The 22347-nt window shown below is 68.0% G+C and carries 19 protein-coding genes; 8 read left to right on the forward strand and 11 right to left on the reverse strand.

Annotated elements, in window-relative coordinates; all coding sequences use genetic code 11:
- Positions 1-173: 173 nt before the first annotated feature.
- The 5 genes from ASPU41_RS01460 to ASPU41_RS01480 all read right to left on the reverse strand — a co-directional run bounded on the left by ASPU41_RS01460 (position 174) and on the right by ASPU41_RS01480 (position 6614).
- Entirely contained in the window at positions 174-1739 is a 1566-nt protein-coding gene (locus ASPU41_RS01460) for an APC family permease (RefSeq protein WP_069949402.1), read from the reverse strand.
- Positions 1740-1915: 176 nt separating this feature from the next.
- Positions 1916-2323, reverse strand: coding sequence for a DUF779 domain-containing protein (locus tag ASPU41_RS01465; RefSeq protein ID WP_069949403.1), 408 nt, complete (start codon positions 2321-2323; stop codon positions 1916-1918).
- Positions 2324-2356: 33 nt separating this feature from the next.
- A complete protein-coding gene (gene adhP / locus ASPU41_RS01470; protein WP_069949404.1) occupies positions 2357-3367 on the reverse strand; it encodes an alcohol dehydrogenase AdhP in 1011 nt (336 codons plus the stop codon).
- Positions 3368-3521: 154 nt separating this feature from the next.
- Entirely contained in the window at positions 3522-5048 is a 1527-nt protein-coding gene (exaC, locus tag ASPU41_RS01475; RefSeq protein WP_069949405.1) for an acetaldehyde dehydrogenase ExaC, read from the reverse strand.
- 177 nt (positions 5049-5225) lie between these two features.
- Positions 5226-6614 carry a GAF domain-containing protein gene (locus ASPU41_RS01480; protein WP_069949406.1) on the reverse strand — a complete coding sequence of 463 codons (1389 nt, stop codon included), beginning with the start codon at positions 6612-6614 and terminating at the stop codon, positions 5226-5228.
- A gap of 773 nt (positions 6615-7387) precedes the next feature.
- Between ASPU41_RS01480 and ASPU41_RS01485 the strand changes: the two genes are divergently transcribed.
- Positions 7388-7720 carry a hypothetical protein gene (locus ASPU41_RS01485; RefSeq protein ID WP_069949407.1) on the forward strand — a complete coding sequence of 111 codons (333 nt, stop codon included), beginning with the start codon at positions 7388-7390 and terminating at the stop codon, positions 7718-7720.
- A 187-nt stretch (positions 7721-7907) separates the two neighbouring features.
- Positions 7908-8126 (forward strand): hypothetical protein, encoded by a 219-nt coding sequence (locus ASPU41_RS01490; protein WP_083266295.1) that lies wholly within the window; start codon positions 7908-7910, stop codon positions 8124-8126.
- A 130-nt stretch (positions 8127-8256) separates the two neighbouring features.
- Here ASPU41_RS01490 and ASPU41_RS01495 read toward each other — a convergent pair whose 3' ends face one another.
- On the reverse strand, positions 8257-9000 hold the full coding sequence (locus ASPU41_RS01495; protein WP_069949409.1) for a GAF and ANTAR domain-containing protein: 744 nt from the start codon (positions 8998-9000) through the stop codon (positions 8257-8259).
- A 315-nt stretch (positions 9001-9315) separates the two neighbouring features.
- Positions 9316-10761, reverse strand: coding sequence for an FAD-dependent oxidoreductase (locus ASPU41_RS01500; protein ID WP_069949410.1), 1446 nt, complete (start codon positions 10759-10761; stop codon positions 9316-9318).
- A 185-nt stretch (positions 10762-10946) separates the two neighbouring features.
- On the opposite strand from ASPU41_RS01500, the gene rarD reads away from it, so the two are divergent.
- Complete coding sequence (gene rarD, locus ASPU41_RS01505) at positions 10947-11969, forward strand: EamA family transporter RarD (protein ID WP_083266296.1); 1023 nt, start codon at positions 10947-10949, stop codon at positions 11967-11969.
- An 88-nt stretch (positions 11970-12057) separates the two neighbouring features.
- Here the strand turns inward: rarD and ASPU41_RS01510 are convergent, their stop codons facing one another.
- Positions 12058-12930, reverse strand: coding sequence for a universal stress protein (locus ASPU41_RS01510; RefSeq protein WP_069949412.1), 873 nt, complete (start codon positions 12928-12930; stop codon positions 12058-12060).
- A 201-nt stretch (positions 12931-13131) separates the two neighbouring features.
- On the opposite strand from ASPU41_RS01510, the gene ASPU41_RS01515 reads away from it, so the two are divergent.
- The gene (locus ASPU41_RS01515) at positions 13132-13959 is read left to right on the forward strand and encodes an AMIN-like domain-containing (lipo)protein (protein WP_069949413.1); all 828 of its coding nucleotides are present in this window, start codon (positions 13132-13134) and stop codon (positions 13957-13959) included.
- A gap of 83 nt (positions 13960-14042) precedes the next feature.
- Here ASPU41_RS01515 and gabT read toward each other — a convergent pair whose 3' ends face one another.
- Entirely contained in the window at positions 14043-15398 is a 1356-nt protein-coding gene (gene gabT, locus ASPU41_RS01520; protein ID WP_069949414.1) for a 4-aminobutyrate--2-oxoglutarate transaminase, read from the reverse strand.
- Between the two features lie 88 nt (positions 15399-15486).
- The gene (locus ASPU41_RS01525) at positions 15487-16917 is read right to left on the reverse strand and encodes a gamma-aminobutyraldehyde dehydrogenase (RefSeq protein ID WP_069952399.1); all 1431 of its coding nucleotides are present in this window, start codon (positions 16915-16917) and stop codon (positions 15487-15489) included.
- A 145-nt stretch (positions 16918-17062) separates the two neighbouring features.
- Here ASPU41_RS01525 and ASPU41_RS01530 point away from each other — a divergent pair, with 145 nt between their 5' ends.
- From ASPU41_RS01530 to ASPU41_RS01540, 3 genes are all read left to right on the forward strand, one after another.
- Positions 17063-18505: a PucR family transcriptional regulator gene (locus tag ASPU41_RS01530; RefSeq protein ID WP_069949415.1), complete on the forward strand. Its 1443-nt coding sequence runs from the start codon at positions 17063-17065 to the stop codon at positions 18503-18505.
- 218 nt (positions 18506-18723) lie between these two features.
- Positions 18724-19950: an MFS transporter gene (locus tag ASPU41_RS01535; RefSeq protein ID WP_069949416.1), complete on the forward strand. Its 1227-nt coding sequence runs from the start codon at positions 18724-18726 to the stop codon at positions 19948-19950.
- Positions 19947-20627 (forward strand): FadR/GntR family transcriptional regulator, encoded by a 681-nt coding sequence (locus tag ASPU41_RS01540; protein WP_069949417.1) that lies wholly within the window; start codon positions 19947-19949, stop codon positions 20625-20627. Before ASPU41_RS01535 ends, ASPU41_RS01540 begins: the two co-directional genes overlap by 4 nt.
- A 104-nt stretch (positions 20628-20731) precedes the next feature.
- On the opposite strand, the gene ASPU41_RS01545 is transcribed toward ASPU41_RS01540, so the two are convergent.
- Entirely contained in the window at positions 20732-21268 is a 537-nt protein-coding gene (locus ASPU41_RS01545; RefSeq protein ID WP_069949418.1) for a hypothetical protein, read from the reverse strand.
- Between the two features lie 132 nt (positions 21269-21400).
- Here ASPU41_RS01545 and ASPU41_RS01550 point away from each other — a divergent pair, with 132 nt between their 5' ends.
- Positions 21401-22279, forward strand: coding sequence for a DUF1206 domain-containing protein (locus ASPU41_RS01550; protein ID WP_083266297.1), 879 nt, complete (start codon positions 21401-21403; stop codon positions 22277-22279).
- Positions 22280-22347 lie beyond the last annotated feature (68 nt).

The following is a 22347-nucleotide window of genomic DNA, read 5'->3' on the forward strand; positions in this document are numbered from 1 at the left end:
GAGGTCAACCACACTGGAATCATTGTTACAGCTATGAGACGGGGCGGCGAGGGCGTGCCGGTGGGGGCCGGTCCAACGCCGAAGTCGCCGGAGCCGTGCCCGGACGCTAGAAGCTTTCAGCGAATGGGCACTGCTCCGGCGACTTCGGTGCTTCGGGACCGGACGCCCGCCGGTCAGGAACGGCTGAGGGAGTCCTGGCGCGCCTCGGCATCGTCCGCGTCGGCCGCGTCCTTGGCGGCGGGGCCGTTGACCGAGGCCTTGGCCTCGGCGAACCTCTCGTTCAGCCGGGAGTGGCGCTGGCCGTAGGAGAAGTAGATGACCACGCCGATCACGAGCCATACGGCGAAGAAGATCCAGGTCTCCACGGCCAGGTTGGTCATGAGGTACAGGCACAGGACGGCCGAGACGATCGGGAGCACCTTTCCGAACGGCACCCGGAAGGCGGGCTTCAGGTCCGGGCGCTTCTTGCGCAGCACCAGCACGCCGATGCTCACCGTCACGAACGCGGACAGCGTCCCGATGTTGATCATCTCTTCGAGCAGGTCCACGTTGGTGAGCCCGGCGACAACCGCCACGCCGGCGCCGCAGATGATCTGCAGGCGGACCGGCGTCGCACGGATGGTGCTGGTCCTGGACAGCGAGCGCGGCAGCAGTCCGTCGCGGCTCATGGCCAGCACCACGCGGGAGAGGCCCATCAGCAGCACCATGATCACCGTGGTCAGGCCCACAAGGGAGCCGAAGGCAATGATCTTGGCGGCGTCGGTGTTGCCCACGGCCTCAAACGCCGTGGTGAGGGTCGGGTTCTCGGCCTCGGCCAGCTCGGTGTAGGACACCATGCCGGTCAGCGCCAGGGACACCAGGATGTAGAGCACCGTGACGACGGCGAGCCCGCCAAAGATGCCGCGGGGCAGGGTCTTCTGCGGGTTCTTGACTTCCTCGGCCGAGGTGGCCACCACGTCAAAGCCGATGAAGGCGAAGAAGACCAGGGCGGCGCCGGCGAAGATGCCGAGGGTGCCGTACTGCGCCGGGGCAGCGCCGGAGAGGAAGCCGAAGAGGGACTGCTTCATGACGTCGGCGGCGCCGGTGCCGCCGGTCGGCTCGGAGGCCGGAATGAACGGGGCGTAGTTCTCAAACTTCACGTAGCTGAAGCCGACCACGATCACAAAGAGCACGACGCCGATCTTGATCAGCGTGAAGATGTTGCCGACGCGGGCTGACAGCTTCGTCCCCATCACCAGCAGCGCGGTGAACACGGCGACGATCAGGAAGGCACCCCAGTAAAGATCCACGCCGCCCAGCGGGATCGACGGCGGAATGTCCACGCCCATGAGCGCGAACACCTTGCTGAGGTAGATGCCCCAGTACTTGGCGATCACCGCGCCGGCGGTGAACAGCTCCAGGATGAGGTTCCAGCCGATGATCCAGGCAAGCAACTCGCCCATGGTGGCGTAGGTGAAGACATAGGCGGAGCCGGCGACGGGGATGGCCGTGGCGAACTCGGCGTAGCACATGATCGCCAGCGCGCACGTGACGGCGGCGATGGCGAAGGAAAGGGTCACTGCCGGGCCGGCGAAGTTCGCTGCAGCCTTGGCGCCGACCGAGAAGATGCCGGCGCCGACGGCGACGGCGACGCCCATGATCATCAGGTCCCAGGAGCTGAGCGAGCGCTTCAGCTGACGGCCGGGTTCATCGGCGTCCGACATGGACTGCTCGATCGTTTTGGTCCGGAATAAGTTCATAGGAAAATCCAAAATCTCAGTAGCTTGTGGGAAACAGACCTATCCAGATTAGTGTCCGTCCACTGGACGTCTCGATCTGTCCCGCATGATGAGACGAAAAAGCGGGCCGTGCAGGTTTCCCTGCACGGCCCGCCCGCGCGTCGTCCGCCCCGGTGTAGAGCGGCTTTCGACCGGCCTTAGACCGGCCAGTCCATCAGCGTGGACCGGATCAGGAACCGTTTTCCTTCAGGCGCCTCCACCGAGAAGCCGCTCCCCCGGCCCGGAACCACGTCCACGGTCAGGTGGGTGTGGCTCCAGTAGTTGAACTGTTCCTTGGACATCCAGAACCCAATCGGCTGCGGCAGCAGGGCATCGGAAATATCAAACAGGCCCAGCATCACATCGGAGTCCCCGGTGATGAACTCCCCGGCGGGGTAACACATCGGTGAGGATCCGTCGCAGCAGCCGCCGGACTGATGGAACATCAGCGGTCCGTGCTGGAGCCACAGCGTGCGCAGCAGTTCCACCGCTTCCGGGGTGAGCGCCACCCGGGAGAAATCCTCCCCGGGAAGGGTCACGGCGGCGTCGAGCTTTAACTGTGGCATCAGGGTCCTTTACTTCGTCAGTACTTGATTGTGTCAGTACTTGATGACGACGCGGCCGTCGATTTTGGCGTGCTTCATTTCGTCAAGGACGGCGTTGACGTCGGAGAGCTCCCGGGTGGAGACGGTGGGGTGGATCTTGCCCTGGGCATAGAAGTCCAGGGCCTCCTCCAGGTCCTGCCGGGTTCCGACGATGGAGCCGCGGACTGTCAGGCCCTTGAGCACAATCTCAAAGATCGGCGCCGGAAAGTCGCCCGGCGGCAGGCCGTTGAACACAATCGTTCCGCCGCGGCGGGCCATCCCGATCGCCTGGCCGAATGCTGACGGGTGCACAGCCGTGACCAGGACTCCATGGCAACCTCCGGTTTCGCGCTGGATGACTTCAGCGGGATCTTCGTGCAGGGCATTGACGGTCAGTTCCGCACCGTGCTTTTTGGCAAGGGCGAGTTTGTCGTCGGCGATGTCCACCGCTGCAACCCGCAGGCCCATGGCCACCGCATACTGCACGGCGATGTGGCCGAGTCCGCCGATGCCAGAGATCGTGACCCACTGGCCGGGGCGGGCCTCGGTCATTTTGAGTCCCTTGTAGACGGTCACTCCGGCGCAGAGCACCGGGGCCACCTCCACGGGGTCCGAGCCGGCCGGGATCCTGGCCGCGAAGCGTGTGTCCACGAGCATGTATTCGCCGAAGGAACCGTCAACGCTGTAGCCGGCGTTCTGCTGCGCTTCGCACAGGGTTTCCCAACCGGTACGGCAGTACTGGCAATCACCGCAGGCGGACCAGAGCCAGGCATTGCCGACGAGGTCTCCGACGGCCAGGTCGGTGACGCCCTCGCCGAGGGCAACCACCTCGCCGACTCCTTCGTGGCCGGGGATAAACGGCGGGGTCGGCTTGACCGGCCAATCGCCTTCCGCGGCGTGGAGGTCGGTGTGGCAGACGCCGGTGGTCAGGACCTTGACCAGGGCCTCACCCCGTCCCGGCACTGGCACGGGGAGCGTCTGGATCTGCAGATCCTTGCCGAATTCGGTTACTACCGCGGCCTGCATTGTCGTCGTCGTCGTTGTCGTCGTCATAGCGAAATCCTTGCGTCATCGAGCCTGGGTGCTGCTAGGAGGGTGCACGGCGTCCTTGCGCGTGGGTGCACTGGTGGTGCGGGCGGGGCGGATCAAACGTGATCCGCCCCGCCCGGCCTGGTGCGGCTTAGAAGAAGCCGAGCTTGTTCTCGTTGTAGCTGACCAGGAGGTTCTTGGTCTGCTGGTAGTGGTCCAGCATCATCGAGTGGTTCTCGCGTCCGATGCCGGAGGACTTGTAGCCGCCGAACGCTGCGCCCGCCGGGTAGGCGTGGTAGTTGTTCACCCACACGCGTCCGGCCTGGATCTCGCGGCCGGCGCGGTACGCGACGTTGCCGTTACGGGACCAGACGCCGGCGCCGAGGCCGTAGAGAGTGTCGTTGGCGATGCCCATGGCGTCGTTGTAGTCGCTGAAGCGGGTCACGGACACAACCGGGCCGAAGATTTCCTCCTGGAAGATCCGCATCTTGTTGTGGCCCTCGAAGATGGTCGGCTGGACGTAGTAGCCGCCGGCCAGGTCCCCGGGCAGCTCGGCCCGGGCGCCGCCGGTGAGGATCTTGGCCCCCTCCTGCTTGCCGATGTCGATGTAGGAGAGGATCTTTTCCAGCTGGTCGTTGGAGGCCTGGGCGCCAAGCTGGGTTTCGGTGTCCAGCGGGTTGCCCTGGATGATCTTCTCGACCCGGGCCACGGCGTCGGCCATGAAGGAATCGTAGATGTCCTCCTGGACCAGGGCGCGGGAGGGGCAGGTGCACACTTCACCCTGGTTGAAGGCGAAGAGCGCGAAGCCTTCCTGGGCCTTGTCGTAGAACGCGTCGTCGGTGTTCTCGGCGACGTCGTTGAAGAAGATGTTGGGGCTCTTGCCGCCCAGTTCCAGCGTGACCGGGATCAGGTTCTGGCTGGCGTACTGGCTGATCAGGCGGCCGGTGGAGGTTTCGCCGGTGAACGCGATTTTCCGGATCCGGGGGCTGGAGGCCAGCGGCTTGCCGGCCTCGACGCCGAAGCCATTGACCACGTTAAGGACGCCGGCCGGCAGCAGGTCGCCGATGAGTTCCATCAGGACCAGGATCGAGGACGGGGTCTGCTCGGCCGGCTTGAGGACGACGGCGTTGCCGGCGGCGAGTGCCGGGGCAAGCTTCCAGACGGCCATCAGGATCGGGAAGTTCCAGGGGATGATCTGGCCGACGACGCCGAGCGGCTCGTGGTAGTGGTAGGCGGTGGTGTCGTCGTCGAGCTGGGAGAGCCGGCCTTCCTGGGCGCGGACGGCGGAGGCGAAGTAACGGAAGTGGTCGGCGGCGAGCGGAATGTCCGCGTTGAGGGTTTCGCGGATCGGCTTGCCGTTGTCCCAGGATTCGGCGACGGCGAGCATCTCGAGGTTTTCGTCGATCCGGTCGGCGATCTTGTTCAGGATGGCGGCGCGCTCGGCGACGGAGGTCTTGCCCCAGGAGGGGGCAACCTTGTGGGCGGCGTCCAGCGCCAGCTCAATGTCCTCGGCGGTGCCGCGGGCGACCTCACAGAAGGCCTTGCCGGTGACGGGGGTGATGTTCTCAAAGTACTGGCCCTTGACCGGTGCGACCCACTCGCCGCCGATCCAGTTCTCATAGCGGTCCTTGAAGGTGACCTTCGAGCCCTCGGTACCGGGCTGTGCGTAGACAGTCATTGCAGCTCCTTTGCTGTGCAAGATGGTGGCGGCCGGTAGTCGGCGCCGCCTATGCGTTCAGCCTAGGAGCGGGGAGGTTGCAGTCAGGTTGCAGGCAAGTGATCCGGGTCACCCTGCCGGAGTGACCGGGCCCACTCCCGCGGAGTGGCCTGGCTCACTGCCGCGGGAAACGGCGGGTCAGGCGCTGAGTTCCGTTTCGAGCCGTTCCAGATCCGCGACGATGGCGGCCCGCTTGGGCGACCGCGGCGGCAGCAGTTTCAGCGCCGCGATCCGGACCTCGACGTCGTCCCTGGCTTCGGGAAGCTCGGCATAGCGCAGGAGCGACTCGGCGCTGCCGTCGGTCAGCACCGCCTCGCGGAGCAGGGAGGAGACCCGGGTCCGCAGCTCGGCGATGCCGGGGGCCTCGGAGCGCGGCAGCACCGCGCCGCGGTAGATCTCCAGGGCGATCCGGTGGGCGCCGCGCTGCAGGCAGTTCAGGACCTGGCCGGAGTCCGGCAGCAGGTCCAGCGGCAGCCGGTAGGGGCGCGACTGAGGCACAGCGGCCGGGTTGAGCTGCTGGAGGACCTTGCGCAGCCGGACCATCTCGGCCCGGAGCGTCATGGTGGAGGCGTTGCCCGGGTACAGGAGGTCGCACAGTTCCTCGGCGTTGAGCCCTTCGGGGTGCATGCTGAGCAGGGCCAGGATTTCGCTGTGCCGCGCGGACAGCGCCACGGTGCGGCCGTCGATGCTGAGCAGCGCCTGGTCCCGGCCGAGGAGCTGGAGGCTGTTGCGGTACAGGCTGCCGGCCGGCCCGTCCCCGTCCCGGACCGCCGCGGCGGAGGCCGGGCCCCGGCGTCGGGAAGGCGAGGACTGCTTGGCGGCAGCGAGCTGGAGCCGCTCCACGCGGAGGTGCGCCTGGGCGGCGGCCACGGTCGCCTCGACCAGTGACAGGGTGTGCGGGGCGACGGCGGACTCGGTCCCGGTGATGTCCACGACGCCCAGCAGGGCCCCGGAATCCGGATCGTGGAACGGAACAGCCGTGCAGCTCCAGGGGTGGACGGAGCGTTTGTAGTGTTCGGCGCCGGAAATCTGGATGCCGCGGCCCAGGGCCAGGGCGGTGCCGGGGGCGCTGGTGCCCACGGTGGCCTCTGACCAGTCCGCCCCGGGAACGAACATCATGCCCTCGGCCCGGCGCCGCATCTCGGCGTCGCCCTCGACCCAGAGCAGCCGGCCCACCTCGTCCCCCACGGCCACCAGCATGCCGCTGTCGTGGCTGGGCAGGACCAGGAGCTTGTGGATGACGGGCATGATGGCGGCCAGGGGGTGCTGGCGCCGGTACTCTTCGAGTTCTTCGCGGTCCATCGCCAGCGGGGCCTCGGGGTTGTCCGGGTTGGCCTGCAGCTGGACCGAGCGCAGCCACGACTCCTGGATCAGGCTGCTGAGGCCGGGCAGCCGCAGATCGGCGGGGAACTCAAGCCCCCGGGAGTCCAGCTGCTCATGGCCGGCGCTGGCATACTGCTGGCGCAGCTCTGCGGGGACCCCACCTGATGGCGGGAGCAGGGCTGCCGGATGGATCGGATTCCTCATTGAACTCCCACCGGACGGGCACGACGGCGTGCCGGAGGCAGCCATGTCCATTCGAGTCTACGGGGCGTTCCGGGCCCCCGCCAGAGCTGGCGTCCCGCGGCCGCGCTGCGCCGTCGGCTCCGCGCTGCGTAAAGGCTTTCGACGAAACTGAAACATCTGGCGGGCCCCACATCCGGGCTGCCCTCCGCTCAGTCCCGTCCTCCGCTCAGCCCCGCCCGGGCCGGGCCGGGCCCCGCGCTGCCGGTGACAGTGGACCGGGGAGGTTCAGTGCCTGACGCGCGCGTCCTGCAGGTGCCGGTCGAGTTTTTCTTCGGCTTCCCGGCGCCGCTGGCCAACAATGCGAAGCTGCTCTGTAACCGGGTTTCCGTAGCGGTCAAGACCCCGGCTATGTGTGCTCTTCGCGAGCCCCGGGGTGGCGGGCGATCCCGTCCGTGGTTCTGTAATTTCACCCATGAAGGCATGATCTCACGGGCCCGCGAGCCTGAAAAGATGTACCAAAAGACGGAGCCGGGCGGACGCCGTCCCTCGCGGTGCCGGCGTCCGCCGGGGTGAGGCCCTTCTCTTCCTTCTGTTCCTTGCGTTCGGCGCGGATCTGGAGGGCTCCCGGTAAATGCCCGTCCACCGCTGCCGGGCTGGGGCTAAAGACCCTCGCCCCGGAACCAGGCGGAATGACGCAGCCGCAGAGGAAGAAGTGACTCAGCTCACGCCGGAGCCTGTAGTCTGGGAAGTGGTCAGGCAGCCGGCCGCTCGTGATTCGTAGAGGGATTCTGTCTATGACCAGCAATCTGGATGTCACCGTCGCCCTGGACTTGGGTTCCGGAACCATCACCGTCACCCCCACCGGGGCACTCACCGTTAGCAACGTTCGCGGACTTCTCCCGGTCGCGCGGCGCGCAGCCTCGCTCGCCCCGGACTTCAGCCTCATCGTGGACCTTGGAGAACTGGCCGCCGCCGAACCGCAGGCGGTGCAACTGCTCACGACGGCGGGCCCGCCGGGCACCCGTTTCCTCAGGTCGGGCATCCAGGACACTGTCCGGAAGAAATCCGGAAGGCGCCAGCTTCCAAGGACCCGGAACGCCGCCGCACTGCAGGGGACCGCCGCGTGACCGCCTACCGCCGTGGGGTGCTTGATTCACTGCCCTCACGGACCTTCCGCGCATTTGACTACTGGCCCCTCGTCATATCTGCCGCCGACTGGAACCGTCCTCCCGGGCCCGCGGGCACGAACCGGGGCTGAAGATGAGTATCAGGTCCCATTGGGACGAGTTTGATGCCGGGACCCGGGATTGGCTGATGAGCCACCCCGGCTGCCTGATCGTGCCCCGCACCCTGGCGGCGGCCATGAACCGCGCAATTGCTGAACCCGAGGTGACGGATCAGCACGGTCAGATCCGCCTGACCGACGACGATACGGAGTTTCTCCGGTCCAGGGCACACACGGCCCTGGCCGTCGAGGGCGCCAAACACTTTTTCGACGCCGTCCGGCCGGAGGACTCGGATCCGGCCGCATGACCTGCGCAGGCGCAAGCCGCGCAACACGGCTCGCCCGTATTAGGGTGTCGCCGTGGACCCTGGACAACCTCTGCCGTCGATCCGCGAGGCGGTGCAACTGCTCTTGTCGCCGCCCGGGAGCTGCCGGCCCTCACTCATCGAAGTGGGCCCGGAAGTAGGTGCCGCCGGCCATCGGGGCGATGACGGCGGCCGCCACATCCCTGAGCTTCATGTGACGCGCGTTCGATGCCTCCCGGAGAATCCTGAACGCGTCCTCCTGGGAACACCGGTTTTGCGCCATGATCACACCCGCAGCCAGGCCGATCACCGTCCGTGAGTCCAGCGCGGCCGACAGGTCCTCCCGGGCGTCCTGAAGCCTGGCGATCTTCAAGGCAAGCCTCAGCGATTTCGAGGCCTCCCCGGCGAACACCTCAAAGCTGGCGACCCCATCCGAGCCAAAAGCGGACGGGAAAGGGGAATGGAAGGTCAACGCGCCGCGGGCCTGATCTTCCAGGGCCAGAGGGACAACGAGGACGGAACGGAATCCACGGTCCACGGCCGCCTGCACATAGAGCGGCCACCGCTCCTCGCGCTCCGAATCCGGGATGTCCACGGTGGTGGAATCGCCCAGCGCGGCAAGCCGTGGCCCGTCGCCGGTTCTGCTCTGCAGGTCCTCCATGTCCAGGGCCTCACCGCTGCTCGCCGCGGAGGCCGGCGCCTTCCGCCGCCTGCTGATATGCACCCCGCAGTCCACCGCCCGGTCGGCGCGCGAGAGCGCGGACGCGGCATACCTCGCAAGGGCGTGAATAAAGCCCTCCACATCCCCGCCCTCCACGAGAACATCCTGCAGGCGCGCGGCCACATCGCCGCGCAGGGTCTGCAACTGCTGGTTCATGCCCGGTCCCCTCAACGCCACCGTCCCGCCCTCGACAGCACCGGAAAGTCACCACCTGGAGCGGTCCCTGCACGTTCGCTGATGACAGTCGGGCTCATGCGGCGGCCCCGGCGGGTTTCAACTCCGCGCCCGGGCCGCCTACCCCGGCTTCAACCGCATCATCGAAGAAACGAACCGCCGTGGTATCTCCATGCCTATCCCGGATCAGAGGACCCCGGTTAGGGTCCAAGGGCCTGACTCCCGTGCACCCCGCGAGCGGCGGGGGCGGTGCGAGGGGCGGGGGCGCCGGCCGCTGCCGGGCGTGCTTCCTGGCGGTCAGTCGCGGGAGATCTTGACCATGTCCTCGCGGGGAACCACCTTGATGCGTTCCCGCGCGACCCCGTAGTCGTCCCCGGACGCGGACCACTCCGCACCGAGGGCCAGCTCGTGGGCGTCGAGCTTGATCCAGCCTTCCCAGGTGGTGTATGCGATCCCGCGCTCCTCGAGCAGGTCGATGATTGCCTGCGGATCCGGGTTCTGCGCCGGCGGGAGACTCAGCCGGTCCTCGAGCAGGAAGCCGATGGTCTCCAGCGCGTCGCCCTTGGTGTGCCCGATCAGGCCGACCGGGCCGCGCTTGATCCAGCCGGTCGCGTAGATGCCCGGGACGGGATTGCCCTCGGCGTCGAGCACCCGGCCGCCTTCGTTGGGGATAACACCGCGGCGGGCGTCGTATTCCAGTTCGTCCAGCGGCGAGCCGTGGTAGCCGATCGCGCGGTAGACCGCCTGGACCGGGTAGTCGAGGTACTCCCCCGTGCCTTTGACGTTGCCGGTGCCGTCCAGCTGCATGCGCTCGAACTTGATACCGGTGACCTTGCCGGGGTGCGCGGCGTCGCCGGGTGTTCCATGGATTTCGACCGGGCTGTGCAGGAAGTGCAGGTGCAGGCGGCGGGAGGAGGGTTCCTCGGCCTCGGCGTGTTCCTCGACGAGCCAGTTGGTCAGGGTGTTGACCATGGTGCGGATCTGGTTGTTGCTGCGGATCGCTTCGTCCGAGGCCTCGTCGAATTCGAAGTCCTCCGGGTACAGGACGATGTCGACGTCGCGGGCGTGGGAGAGTTCGCGCAGTTCCAGCGGCGTGAACTTGACCTGGGCCGGTCCGCGGCGGCCGAACACGTGCACGTCCGTGACCGGGGAGTTCTTAAGCGCCTGGTACACGTTGTCCGGGATTTCCGTCACCAGCAGATCGTCGGCGTGCTTGACCAGCATCCGCGCCACGTCGAGGGCCACGTTGCCGTTTCCGATCACCGCGATCTCCTTGGCCTCGAGCGGCCAGTCGCGCGGAACGTCTGGATGCCCGTCGTACCAGGAGACGAAATCGGCCCCGCCAAAGGACCCCTCAAGTTCAATGCCGGGGATGTCCAGTTCCGCGTCCTTGATGGCGCCGGTGGAGAAGATCACGGCGTCGTAGAAGGCGCGGAAATCGTGCAGGGTCAGGTCACGGCCGTACGTGACGTTGCCGAGGAAGCGGATGTCGCCGCGGTCCAGCACCTTGTGCAGCGCGTTGACGATGCCCTTGATCCGGGGGTGGTCCGGTGCCACGCCGTAGCGGATCAGGCCGTAAGGTGCCGGGTACGCCTCGAAAAGGTCGATGCTGACCTCGAAGTCGCCGCCCTTGACCTCGTTGGACTTGGTCAGGATGTCCGCGGCATAGACGCCGGCCGGTCCGGCGCCGACAATCGCAACGCGGAGCGGACGTTTGGACGTGGTTTCGGCCGAGTTGGACACCGGGAGCCCTTCTGAGTCTTAGCGACTGCGCCAGTTCATACAGCGCACAATGCCTTATTCTAATTGTCCGCAGTCTGGAACGGGCTCCCCGGTGACCGACATCGCAGGGGTCCGATGCCCCGGCGCCGGGCGCATCGGAGCCGAAGGGCAGGAATAGGGGTCCCGGAGGTGGTGTTATTGATCTTGTGCCTACCCCCGACCGTTCCCTCGCCCCAGCCCCGCTGAGCTCCCCGGGCACTGCTGCCCCCGGCGGCCCGTCGAAGCGTCCGCCGGCCGTCCTCAAGGCAGTGGACACGGATACGACGGCGGGCATCATCTTCGGGATCGGCGCTTACGGCCTGTGGGGGCTGATGCCGCTCTACTTCTTCCTGCTGCAGCCGGCCGGCGCTGTCGAAATTGTGGCCAACCGGGTGCTCTGGTCGCTCATTTTCTGCGTCCTGCTGATCACCGTCACCCGCTCCTGGCGGGTCCTGGGGGCCGCCTTCCGGAACCGCACGCTGATCCTCCCGCTGATCATCGCCGCGGTCCTGATCGCGGTGAACTGGCTGACCTACGTGTACGGTGTGACCACCGGGCAGGCCGTGGAAGCGGCGCTGGGCTACTTCATCAACCCGCTCGTCTCCGTCCTGCTGGGCGTGGTGGTGCTGAAGGAGAAACTGCGGCCGCTGCAGTGGGCCGCCGTCGGCATCGGCTTCATCGCCGTGGGCGTCCTGACGGTCTCCTACGGCAGAGTGCCGTGGATTGCCCTGACCCTGGCGCTGAGCTTCGGCCTTTACGGGTTCGTCAAGAAACGCGTCGGCCCCCGCGCGGATGCGATCACCAGCCTCACGGTCGAGACGATCGTGCTGGCGCCGGTGGCGGCCGCCGCGATGATCATCCTGGCGCTCACCGGCGCCGCGACGCTGGCAGCCCACGGCGCCGGGCACTTCTGGCTCCTCGCGGCGTCCGGCATCATCACCGCCGTGCCGTTGCTGTTCTTTGGCGCTTCCGCGCGGCGGCTGCCGATGACCATGATCGGACTGCTGCAGTACGTCGCCCCCGTGCTGCAGTTCATCGTGGCGCTGGTTGTGTTCAACGAACCCATGACCACGGACCGCTGGATCGGCTTCGGCGTCGTCTGGCTGGCGCTGCTGGTGCTCACCGTGGACGTGCTGCGGACCACGCAGCAGAACTCCGTGAACCGGAAACTGGCCCGCGCGGCCGCCTGAGTACAGACCGGGCCTAAGGACAGACCGGGCTGAGGACAGGACCGGCCGCCTGGGTCTGGCCCAGGCGGCCGGTGCACTTACGGGCTGGTCAGACTGCGGGGTGGGTGCGGACTCGTTCGTAGTCGCGCGGGACGACCACCATGGGAACAGGCAGGGCCAGGAGCACCTTGTGGGCTGTGCTGCCGATGAACAGTTTGTTTTTCTCCGCCAGGCGGGACGAACCCACGATCATGATCTCGCCCTCGTCCCAGTCCAGGTCATCGATCGCTTCCTCAATCGTGCGGCCATGGGCAACTTCAACGCTGACATCGTGCCCTTCCGGGAGCCGGTGGGCGGCCGCGGTGAGGACGGTGTTGGCGTGGATGTGCGCCGCATTGACGTTTTCGCCGCTCTCCCCTTCGGCGTCGAGCTCCACGAGGGAAACCAGCCGCAGCGGGACCCCGCGACGTCCGGCGGCTTCGATCGCGACGTCGATCGCCGCCTCCGCGCCGGGACGCTGGCCCACCGCGAGGGTCAGCCGCGTGATCGGCTCGGTGCGCCGGTAGCCCCGGGGGGCCAGCGCCACCGCAACGGGCGAGGCGTGGAGCAGGGCGTTGGCCGCGCTGCCGATGGTGTACCGCTTGAACAGCCCGGCGCTGGCGGCACCCACGACGATCAGGCCGGCCTCGTAGTCCAGGGCTGCATCAATGAGGCCGGCGGCGTGTGAGTCGGCGTGGCGGACATGGAACCGGGCCTCGACGTCCTTGGGGACGAGGGACAGGCCTTCCCGTTCCGCGGTGATCATCTCCTGCTCCGCGGCGCTGACACCGCTTCCCTCGGGGTGCAGGGCGACGTAGGGGGTCCGCCGGTCCACAACGTAGACGAGGTCAAGGTGCGCGCCTTGGGCTCGGGCCAGGGCAGAGGCCAGGGCAACGGCGTCTGCGCCGCGGTCGCTGGGGGTATAGCCAACTACGTATCGCATGTATGAACCCCTTATGGGTCTGTGGCAGAAGCCAGCTTTGCTCCGGGGGTTCCGGGCGACGTCGGCCGGTCTGCGTTCCTGCAGTGGTAGGAACGACTCTAGCCCAGCGGGGCCCGGAATTGGCCGTGCCGGTACGTGACTTTCGGCCCTGAACGGGGCAATCATCCGTCCCTAGGCTTTGAGGGTCGAGGGGAGCTCATCATGGGTGCAATTGACACCGGGAAAATCCACATCGCCGCACGGAACACCGGGCTGGGGACGCTGGCCCTGCTGCTGGCCCTCACGGCCTGCACGCCGTCCCCACCGCCATCCGGCGGAACCAGTCCGCCCGCTGCCACGTCCACCGCGACCGCCACGTCCACGTCCACCGCTTCTTCGGCCGCCCCTGCGACGTCGACGGCGGCTCCTTCCGCGTCAGCCACCGTTCCGGCCGACACCGACGAAACGGCTCCTCCGCACGCGGGCGTCAAGATAATCTCCTCGAAGATCGCCCTCGACTGGACCTGGCCCGGTCCCGGCAGCCCGTTCAAGGCCACGCATGAGAACCCGGTGCCGGTTGCTCCGCCACCGGCCGCTCCCCTGCCCGCGCTGTACGCCATCGGAGCCGGGTCGCATCCCGCGGAGACTCCGCCCTTCGACCAGATGAGCTTCCGGTTCCTGGGCGGGTTCCCTAGCTACGACATCGAGTTCGTGCCCGAGTTGATCGCCGACGGCAGCGGCCTGCCGGTTTCCATGCCCGGCACCGGCGCCATCCTCAAGGTGGTTTTTCGCGGCGCCCAGGCGCACACGGCGGACGGCAAGGCCAGCACCATTACGCGCGCCCCCGCGGCCACGCTTGGCTACCCGGCGCTCACCAGCTACGCCCAGGCCGGGGATTTCGAGGGCATCGTCAGCTACGGGATCGGCGTCGGCCGGCCGATCGATCCGGTGCCGGAAACCAAGGTGCGGGTCTGGGAGGTCGAGAAGATCGAGCGGGGCCAGCCCGTCTACGTCGTTGTGGTCCAGCTCGATGCCAGTTCCTGGAAATAGCAGGGGTTAACGCAGCAGAGCCGCGGACGGCTGTCCGCGGCTCTGCTGCCCGGTGTTTGAGTGTGGCCGGTTGACCGGGTTTGTCAGGCGTTCGCCTTGATGGCCGAGGCCAGGACCTGGAGGCCGTCCAGCAGCAGCTCGTCGCTGATGACCAGCGGCGGCAGCAGCCGGATGACGTTGCCGTAGGTGCCGCAGGTGAGGATGATGACACCCTCCTTGAGGCAGGCGGCGGCCACGGCCTTGGTCAGCTCCGGGTTCGGTTCCTTCGAGCCGGCCTGGACCAGTTCGATGGCGAGCATCGCACCGCGGCCCCGGACATCGCCGATCACCGGCTGCTCAACCGACAGTTCGCGCAGCTTGCCGAGGGCGATCTCCTCGATGTGCTTGGCCCGGGCGTTGAGGCCGTACTGCTCCATGGAGCCGATGGAGGCCAGCGCCGCGGCGCACGCCACCGGGTTGCCGCCGTAGGTTCCGCCGAGGCCGCCCGGGTGGACGGCGTCGAGCAGCTCGGCGCGGCCGGTGATGGCGGAGAGCGGCATGCCGCCGGCGATGCCCTTGGCCATGGCGATGATGTCCGGCACCACACCCTCGTGGTTCACGGCAAACCATTCGCCGGTGCGGCAGAAGCCGGACTGGACCTCGTCGGCGATGAAGACGATGCCCTTGTCCTTGGCCCAGGCTGCCAGCGCCGGCAGGAACCCCTCGGCCGGGACGATGAAGCCGCCCTCGCCCTGGATGGGTTCGATGATGATCGCGGCAACCTGCTCGCCGCCGATCTGCTTCTCGATCATGGTGATGGCGCGCTTGGCGGCCTCGGCACCGGTGGTCTCCGGGTTTTCCTCGCGGTAGGGGTAGCTCATCGGCATGCGGTAGATCTCGGGCGCGAACGGGCCGAAGTTGGTCTTGTAGGGCATGGCCTTGGCAGTCAGCGCCATGGTCAGGTTGGTGCGGCCGTGGTAGGCGTGGTCGAAGGCGACGACGGCGTCGCGGCCGGTGGCCAGGCGCGCCACCTTGACGGCGTTTTCCACGGCTTCGGCGCCGGAGTTGAACAGCACGGTGCGCTTCTCGTGGTCACCGGGCGTGAGGCGGTTCAGCTGCTCGGCGACGGCGACATAGCCTTCGTAGGGCGTGACCATGAAGCAGGTGTGGGTGAAGTGCTCCACGGCTTCCTTGACCGCGCCGACGACGGCCGGGTCGGAGGCGCCGACGCTGGTCACGGCGATGCCGGAGCCGAGGTCGATGAAGGAGTTGCCGTCGACGTCGTGGATGATGCCGCCGTCGGCGTCGGCGACGAACACGGGGACACTGGACGCGACGCCGGCGGCGACGACGGCCTTGCGGCGGGCGGTCAGGGCGACGGACTTCGGGCCCGGGAAGTCGGCCTGGACGCGGCGCTTCTGCTCAAGACGGTAGACGATGTCAGAGACGGTGCTGGTCATGGGAAAGCCTTTCTGGCGTGCTGGTGGTGCGGCTGGGCGGTGTGGCTGGGCGGTGCAGCGGGTTTAGCAGCGGGGCTGCGCAGCTGGGTTAGGCGTCCAGCGCACTCATGACGTGCTTGATGCGGGTGTAGTCCTCCACGCCGTACATGGAGAGGTCCTTGCCGTAGCCGGACTGCTTGAAACCGCCGTGCGGCATTTCGGCGGTGAGCAGGATGTGGGTGTTGATCCAGACGGCGCCGAAGTCCAGGTCGCGGCTCAGGCGCATGGCCGTGCCGTGGTTGGACGTCCAGACGCTTGAGGCGAGGGCGTAGTCGACGTCGTTCGCCAGCTCCACGGCCTCTTCCTCGGTGCGGAACTTCTGCACCGTTATGACCGGGCCGAAGGCTTCCTTCTGCACGATGTCATCGCTCTGCCTGGCGCCGGTGACGATCGTGGGCTCGAAGAAGTACCCCTTCTCCCCGGCCTGGTGGCCGCCGGTCTCGATCCTGCAGTTTTCCGGGAGGGACTCCACCAGGGCCTTGACCGTGTTGAAGTGGTTGACGTTGTTCAGCGGGCCGAAGTAGTTGTCCTCGTCGTTCTGCGAGCCGGTGCGGAGGGTCTTCGTGTGCTCCACGAGGGCTTCCACGAGATCGTCATAGGCGGAGTCCTGGACCAGCACCCGGGCGATCGCGGTGCAGTCCTGGCCGGCGTTGAAGAAGGCGAACTCGGCGATGGCGGCCGCGCTCTTCTTGATGTCGGCGTCGGCGAAAACGACCGCGGGGGCCTTGCCGCCGAGCTCCAGGTGGGCGCGCTTGAGCCCCTTCGCGGCACCGGAGGCGACGGCGATGCCGGCCCGGACGGAGCCGGTGATCGAGACCAGGCCGGGGACCTTGTGTTCGACCATCAGGGCGCCGGTCTCGCCGGTGCCCAGGACGACGTTGAGCACGCCGGCCGGGAATATCTCGCCGGCCAGGCGGGCCAGGACCAGGGTGGATTCCGGGGTGGTGTCCGAGGGCTTGAGCACCACGGTGTTGCCCGCGGCCAGGGCGGGACCGATCTTCCAGATGGCCATCAGGAACGGGTAGTTCCAGGGCGCGACCTGCGCGACGACGCCGATCGGCTCGCGCCGGACGAAGGAGGTGTGGCCCTCGAAGTATTCTCCGGCGGACTTGCCCTCCATGATGCGGGCGGCGCCGGCGAAGAAGCGCAGCTGGTCGGCGCCGGCGGCAACTTCCTCGGAGGCGATCAGGGAGCGGACCTGGCCGGTGTTGCGGTGCTGGGCCTCGACGAGCTCGTCGCTGTTGGCCTCGACGGCGTCAGCGAGCTTGAGCAGCATCAGCTGGCGCTGCCCCGGCGTCGTCCGCTTCCAGCTCTTGAAGGCATCCTTCGCGGCGGTCATGGCGGCGTCGACGTCGGCCCCGACAGAGACCGGCGACTTCGCCACGACCTCGCCGTTGGTGGGATTGACGATGTCGAGCAGCTTGGTTCCGGCCGGCGTGACAAACTCGCCGTTGATGAAGTTCTGCAAGGTTTGAACCACGGTGTGCAACCTCTTTCGCGCTGAAAAGGACCCAATGAGACTGCTCCGAGCCTATGCCAGGCGGTCAACTCCGGGGAATAGTCACCTGCACACCGTTGCCGCCATTTTTTAGTGCGCTTGACCAGCCCCCGGTTATCCTGAATCCATGGCCATTTCACTTGCTGCCCTGCTGGCGGTGCCGTCCCTCAAACTGGCCAAGGCCGGCCTCGCCGAAACCACCTGGCACCAGGACATCGTCTGGGTGGCCGTCACCGAACAGGAGGACCCGCAGCGGTTCCTCAACGGCGGCGAACTGATCCTCACCACCGGGATGCGGCTCAAGAGCGCCCCGGAACAGCGCCGCTTCGTCCGCCAGGTCCAGCGCGCCGGGGCGGTGGGGATCGGGTTCGGCATCGGCCTGACGCACGACGCCGTGCCGCCGGCCCTGATTGCCGAGGCCAACCGCTGGGGGCTGCCGGTGGTTGAGGTGCCGTACGAGACGCCGTTCATCGCGATCGGCAAGCTGGTTGCTGACGCCCAGTCCGCGGACCACTTCACCAAACTGGAGCGGCTTATCGCCGGGCACCAGATCCTGGCCCGCGCCCTGCTTACCGGCGGCGGCCTCGCCGAACTACTCAAGCACCTCGGTTCCATGCTGCGGACCGACATTGTGCTGACTCAGTTCACCGCCCAGCTCTACAACAGCGTCCCCGGCAATCCCGCGCCCAGCGCCGAGGCGTGGGCATCCTTCCCGATTCCCACCGGCCGCCGCGACGCGTGCACGCTCTGGATCCGGCAGCCCTTCGAGGACTCCGGGATCGTGGGCTACGCCCAGAACCTGATCAGCGTCGAGCTCAACAACATGGTCAAACAGCGCCAGTCCCAGCGCGCCCTGGCCGGGCAGGTCCTTGAGGACGTGATCCACGGGACCCTGGAGCCCAGCGAAGCCACCCGGCGGCTCGCCGGGATCGGCGTCAACAGCACCCGCAGGAACGTGGTCCTGCTGGCCGAGTCCGCCGCGCACGCCAAGCAGCTCGGGACGTCTTCCCTGCCGCAGCCGCTGGAAAAGTCGGTGAGCGCCGTCGTCGGCAAGGATCTGGTGGCGGTGATCCCCGACGACGGCAGCGGAGCCGGCGCGCTGGCCCGGAGCCTCAGTGACCACCTTGCCGAGGCCGGGATCCACGCCACGATCGGGATCGGCGGGGCGTACACGAAACCCAACGGCCTGCGCTGGAGCTACTTCGAGGCCCGCGACGCGGCAAGCCACGGCCTGCCCGTGAACGAACCCGAGCGGCTGAGCCTGACCTCGCTGCTCCTGGCGAGCGAGGATGTGCCGCTGGCCGACATGGCCAGCGAGGCACTCAATCCGCTGCGGACCTTCGATGCCGCCCACGGCGCCGAGCTGATGACCACGCTGGAGAGTTATCTGAACAACAACGGCTCGGTGGCTGCCGTGGCCGAGGCGCTCACGCTGCACCGGAACACGGTCCGCTACCGGCTCGCCCAGATCACCGAACTCACCGGCTACGACCCGGCCCAGACCTCGGACCGGGTCCAGCTGTGGCTCGCCCTCGCCGTCCAGCGGCTGGGTGCGCGGCACCCGCGCTGACCCTGGCCCCGGCACCGCCAAGAGCAACGCCAACAGCAACGCCAACAGCAACGCGGGGTCACATCGCGCCCATCCCGGGCCTCGGCATGGGCGCGATGTGACCCCGCGTTGCTTGTCTGGGCCCGCCGAAATAGGCACCGCGTCACCCGCCGTGTCATGTGCCGAGATTTTCGCCACTAAAGGCTTGTTCTCAAACATCAAACGTCTAACCTTTAGGAATGGCTAGCAGCACGGCGGCGTCCGCCCTTCCCCAGACAGCACCTCCCGCCGTCGTGCGCGCACCGCGCGGCGTGATCATCGCGGGGGTCGTCGCGATCGTGCTGATCGGCCTCAACCTGCGCGCCGGCATCACCGGGGCCGCCGCGCTCCTGCACGACCTGCAGGCGGTCCTGGGCTACGGCCCGCTGATGGCCGCCGTTATCCCCTCGATCCCTACCCTGTGCTTCGCCGTCGCCGGCGCCGCGACCTCGTGGCTCACCCGCCTGCTGGGCCTGGAGAAGGCCATCCTGTTCTCCCTCGTGCTGCTCGCGGCCGGGCTGCTGGTCCGCGGCATCCCGGCCACCGGCATGCTGCTGGCGGGCACCGTCGTCGGGATGTCCGGACTGGCGATCTGCAACGTGGCGATGCCATCTTTCATCAGGACCCACTTCGCGCACCGGACCTCTCTGATGACCGCGCTCTACACCGTGACCATGACGACCGGCGCCACCGTGGTCGCGGTCATGATCGTCCCTGTGGCGCAGCAGCTCGGCTCGCCCTCCGCCGGGGTCGGGGCGATCGGTTTCCTGGCGCTGGTCGCCTGCCTCGGCTTCCTGCCGATTGCCCTGCACGCCCACCGGAATGCTCCCGCCGTCAAGGCCGGCCGGGTATCCCCCTGGCCGCTGCTGCGGACCCGGACCGGCCTCCTGATTACGCTCGGTTTCACGGTCCAGGCCCTGCTGGCCTACGCCGTGCTGAGCTGGTTCCCCTACATGCTGATCACGCTGGGCGTCACGGCCGCCGAGAGCGGGCTGATGTTCGGCCTGATGCAGCTTGTCTCCGTCCCGGCTGGAATGGTGCTGGTCGCGATCGGTTCACGCCCGCGGATGCAGCGCACCGCCTTTTACCTGGCCACGGTCACGATGGCCGCGGGTGTCCTGACCATGCTCGTCTTGCCGGTCTCCTGGGCTCCACTGACGGCGGTGCTGCTCGGTTTCGGGCTCGGCATCTTCCCGCTCGTGATGGTGATGATCAGCCGCAGCGGCCGCACCACCGCCGAAACCACCGCCCTGTCCACGGTCGCGCAGTCCGCGGGCTACCTGCTGGCGACGCTCGGCCCGTTCGGCATGGGACTGCTGCACAGCGCCACCGGGACCTGGACGCTGCCGCTGGTCCTGCTGCTCGCCGTGGCGCTGGGCCAGATCGCCGTCGGGCATCTGCTGACCGCCCGGAAGGCGCAGTCATGAAACTCACGGCATCGCACCGCCCGCCGCTGGTGGAGGAAATCACCGCCAAGCTCCGTGAACTGATCCACTCCGGCGAATGGCCGCTGCAGCAGCGGATCCCGGCCGAACCTGAACTCATGGCCGTCCTTGGCGTCTCGCGGGGCACCCTGCGCGAGGCGGTCAAGGCCCTGGCCCACAGCGGCATGCTGGAAGTCCGCCGCGGGGACGGCACCTACGTCCGCGCCACCAGCGAGATTTCCGGCGCCGCCCAGCGCATGTACCTGGACCACACGCAGGGTCACATCCTGGAGGTCCGGGTCGGGCTGGACACCCAGGCGGCCCGGCTCGCCGCACGCCATGCCACCGCCGACGACGTCGACGCGATGCGCGCGCTGCTGACGGCGCGCCGTGACGCCTGGCACGCCGCGGACTACGCCGGCTGGGCCCGGGCGGACTGGGAATTCCATGTCCTCGTGGCGCAGGCCTCGGCCAACCCGCTGCTCCACGAGCTGTACGTCAGCTTCAGCGGTGTCTTCCACGCCGACCTGCTCCGCCAGCAGCGCCGCGGCGGCATCAACGGCCTCCCGCACGAAGGCCACGACGAACTCGTGGACGCCATCGCCGCACACGACGAAACCGCCGCCGTCGAGAGCGTGCACCGGAACCTGAACTCCTGCGCGGAGTGGATCCAGCAGTAGGGCCCGCTCATCACAAAGACCTCCGCGCCGGAATTCCCTTCCGGCGCGGAGGCCTTTGTCATGCGGCTGACGGCCCCCGCTCGGCCAGCGCGAAGCCCGTCGGGCTAGCGTGCCAGGCCCGCGAAAACGTTCTTGGGTCGCTGCATTTCGCCGTGCTTGGCGCCGAGGACAATCACCGTGCCGGCGAAGGCCGGGATTGCCCACTGCAGGATCTTCAGCTGCTGCTGTGCGGAGCGGAGCTCCTCGGACGCGCCCGGTTTGGGCTCGGTGGCGCCGGCGGCACCCTCGCCGGCCAGCTTGTCCACCTTGGCACCCTCAAGTCCGGCGTACAGGCTCACGGCGGCACCGGCCAGGGTGACGATGGACTTGATGACGCTGAGCCGGGTGACGCCGTCCTGCTTGGCCATCCGGCCCTTGTTCTCCCACATGACGGCCAGGCCGGAGAGGAAATGCGCGCCGAAGGCCGCCGTCTGGAACGGGGCCCACTTCTTCCAGCCCAGGCTCGACAGCCGGGTGCGTTCGGCCGGATCCTTGGCTTCCGCCGTCGCGCCGTTCAGCCCGATGGCGCCCATCAGGGAGCCTCCGAACCAGGCGCCCGCCGTCAGGTCGTGGATGGATCGGGCAACAAGATTACCTGCCATGGTGAGCTTCCTATCGTCGGTGTGAATCAGGAACTGCCGCCACCCGCGAAGGGCCACGACTGGGCTATGGTAAGCACACTTATGAAAAAGTTGATAGTTCAGGGGGCAGCTCCCCTGCGTAGACTCGGCGGCATGGAATCATCGGGGGCTCACGACCGGCCCCCCGCTCCGCGGGAAACCGGCGGAGAGGCCCTCGGCCGGGCCGCGGGCGAGGCAGCCGACGCGGCGGAGTCGGCGTCGAACAGCGCCGCGCTCGACGCCGTCGCCCGGACCGGCTTTGCCGTGATGGCGCTGCTGCACATCGTGATCGGCGCGATCGCGGTGGCCCTGGTCCTGGGCGCCCCGGGCCAGGCCGAGCCCACCGGCGCGATCGAACAGCTCGCGGCCAACCCGTGGGGCCCGGCGGTCATGTGGGCGGGCTTCATCGCGTGCGCCGGGCTCTCGCTGTGGCAGTTGAGCGAGGCCACGCTGCGGGCCAGGCACCTCCCGCGCCGGCAGCGACTCGGCAAACTCGTCTCGTCCGGCTTCCTCGCCGTCGCCTACGGCAGCGTGGGGCTGAGCTTCGCCGGCTTCGCCCTCGGCAACCGAGGCGACTCCGGGGACTCGACACGGGACTTCAGCACCGCCGTCGTGCGCGGACCGTTCGGGGTGCCGGCGCTCATCGGACTGGGCCTGACGATCATCGGGATCGGCGTGTATTTCATCGTCAAGGGCGCGGGGAAGAAGTTCAAGGAGGAGCTGCGCCATTTCGAGGGCACCCGCCGGGGCCGGCTGATCAGCGGCCTCGGCGTCGCCGGCCACGTCGCCAAGGGTGTGGCGCTGATCCTGACGGGACTGCTGTTTGTCATCGCGGCGGCCACCAACGACCCCGGCTCGTCCACCGGGCTGGACGGCAGCCTCAAGGCCCTCCGGGACCATCCGTTCGGTCCGGCTCTGCTCCTGGCGATCGGCGCGGGCTTCATCGCCTACGGGGCGTTTGCGCTGGTCCGGGCACGCTTCGGGCGGATGTAAGTCCGTCCGCGAGCCTTCCGCTCCCGCCGGAACTCCCGCCGCGGCCGGCAACTGCTGCGCGGACTAAC

It is taken from the genome of Arthrobacter sp. U41 (genome assembly GCF_001750145.1).
GTDB lineage: Bacteria > Actinomycetota > Actinomycetes > Actinomycetales > Micrococcaceae > Arthrobacter.

Bases quoted from the DNA above. Each gene is read 5' to 3' on its own strand.
- ASPU41_RS01460 (WP_069949402.1), bottom strand. From the start codon at position 1,739: ATGAACTTATTCCGGACCAAAACGATCGAGCAGTCCATGTCGGACGCC.
- ASPU41_RS01465 (WP_069949403.1), bottom strand. From the start codon at position 2,323: ATGCCACAGTTAAAGCTCGACGCCGCCGTGACCCTTCCCGGGGAGGAT.
- adhP (WP_069949404.1), bottom strand. From the start codon at position 3,367: ATGCAGGCCGCGGTAGTAACCGAATTCGGCAAGGATCTGCAGATCCAG.
- exaC (WP_069949405.1), bottom strand. From the start codon at position 5,048: ATGACTGTCTACGCACAGCCCGGTACCGAGGGCTCGAAGGTCACCTTC.
- ASPU41_RS01480 (WP_069949406.1), bottom strand. From the start codon at position 6,614: ATGAGGAATCCGATCCATCCGGCAGCCCTGCTCCCGCCATCAGGTGGG.
- ASPU41_RS01485 (WP_069949407.1), top strand. From the start codon at position 7,388: ATGACCAGCAATCTGGATGTCACCGTCGCCCTGGACTTGGGTTCCGGA.
- ASPU41_RS01490 (WP_083266295.1), top strand. From the start codon at position 7,908: ATGAGCCACCCCGGCTGCCTGATCGTGCCCCGCACCCTGGCGGCGGCC.
- ASPU41_RS01495 (WP_069949409.1), bottom strand. From the start codon at position 9,000: ATGAACCAGCAGTTGCAGACCCTGCGCGGCGATGTGGCCGCGCGCCTG.
- ASPU41_RS01510 (WP_069949412.1), bottom strand. From the start codon at position 12,930: ATGCGATACGTAGTTGGCTATACCCCCAGCGACCGCGGCGCAGACGCC.
- ASPU41_RS01515 (WP_069949413.1), top strand. From the start codon at position 13,132: ATGGGTGCAATTGACACCGGGAAAATCCACATCGCCGCACGGAACACC.
- gabT (WP_069949414.1), bottom strand. From the start codon at position 15,398: ATGACCAGCACCGTCTCTGACATCGTCTACCGTCTTGAGCAGAAGCGC.
- ASPU41_RS01530 (WP_069949415.1), top strand. From the start codon at position 17,063: ATGGCCATTTCACTTGCTGCCCTGCTGGCGGTGCCGTCCCTCAAACTG.
- ASPU41_RS01535 (WP_069949416.1), top strand. From the start codon at position 18,724: ATGGCTAGCAGCACGGCGGCGTCCGCCCTTCCCCAGACAGCACCTCCC.
- ASPU41_RS01540 (WP_069949417.1), top strand. From the start codon at position 19,947: ATGAAACTCACGGCATCGCACCGCCCGCCGCTGGTGGAGGAAATCACC.
- ASPU41_RS01545 (WP_069949418.1), bottom strand. From the start codon at position 21,268: ATGGCAGGTAATCTTGTTGCCCGATCCATCCACGACCTGACGGCGGGC.
- ASPU41_RS01550 (WP_083266297.1), top strand. From the start codon at position 21,401: ATGGAATCATCGGGGGCTCACGACCGGCCCCCCGCTCCGCGGGAAACC.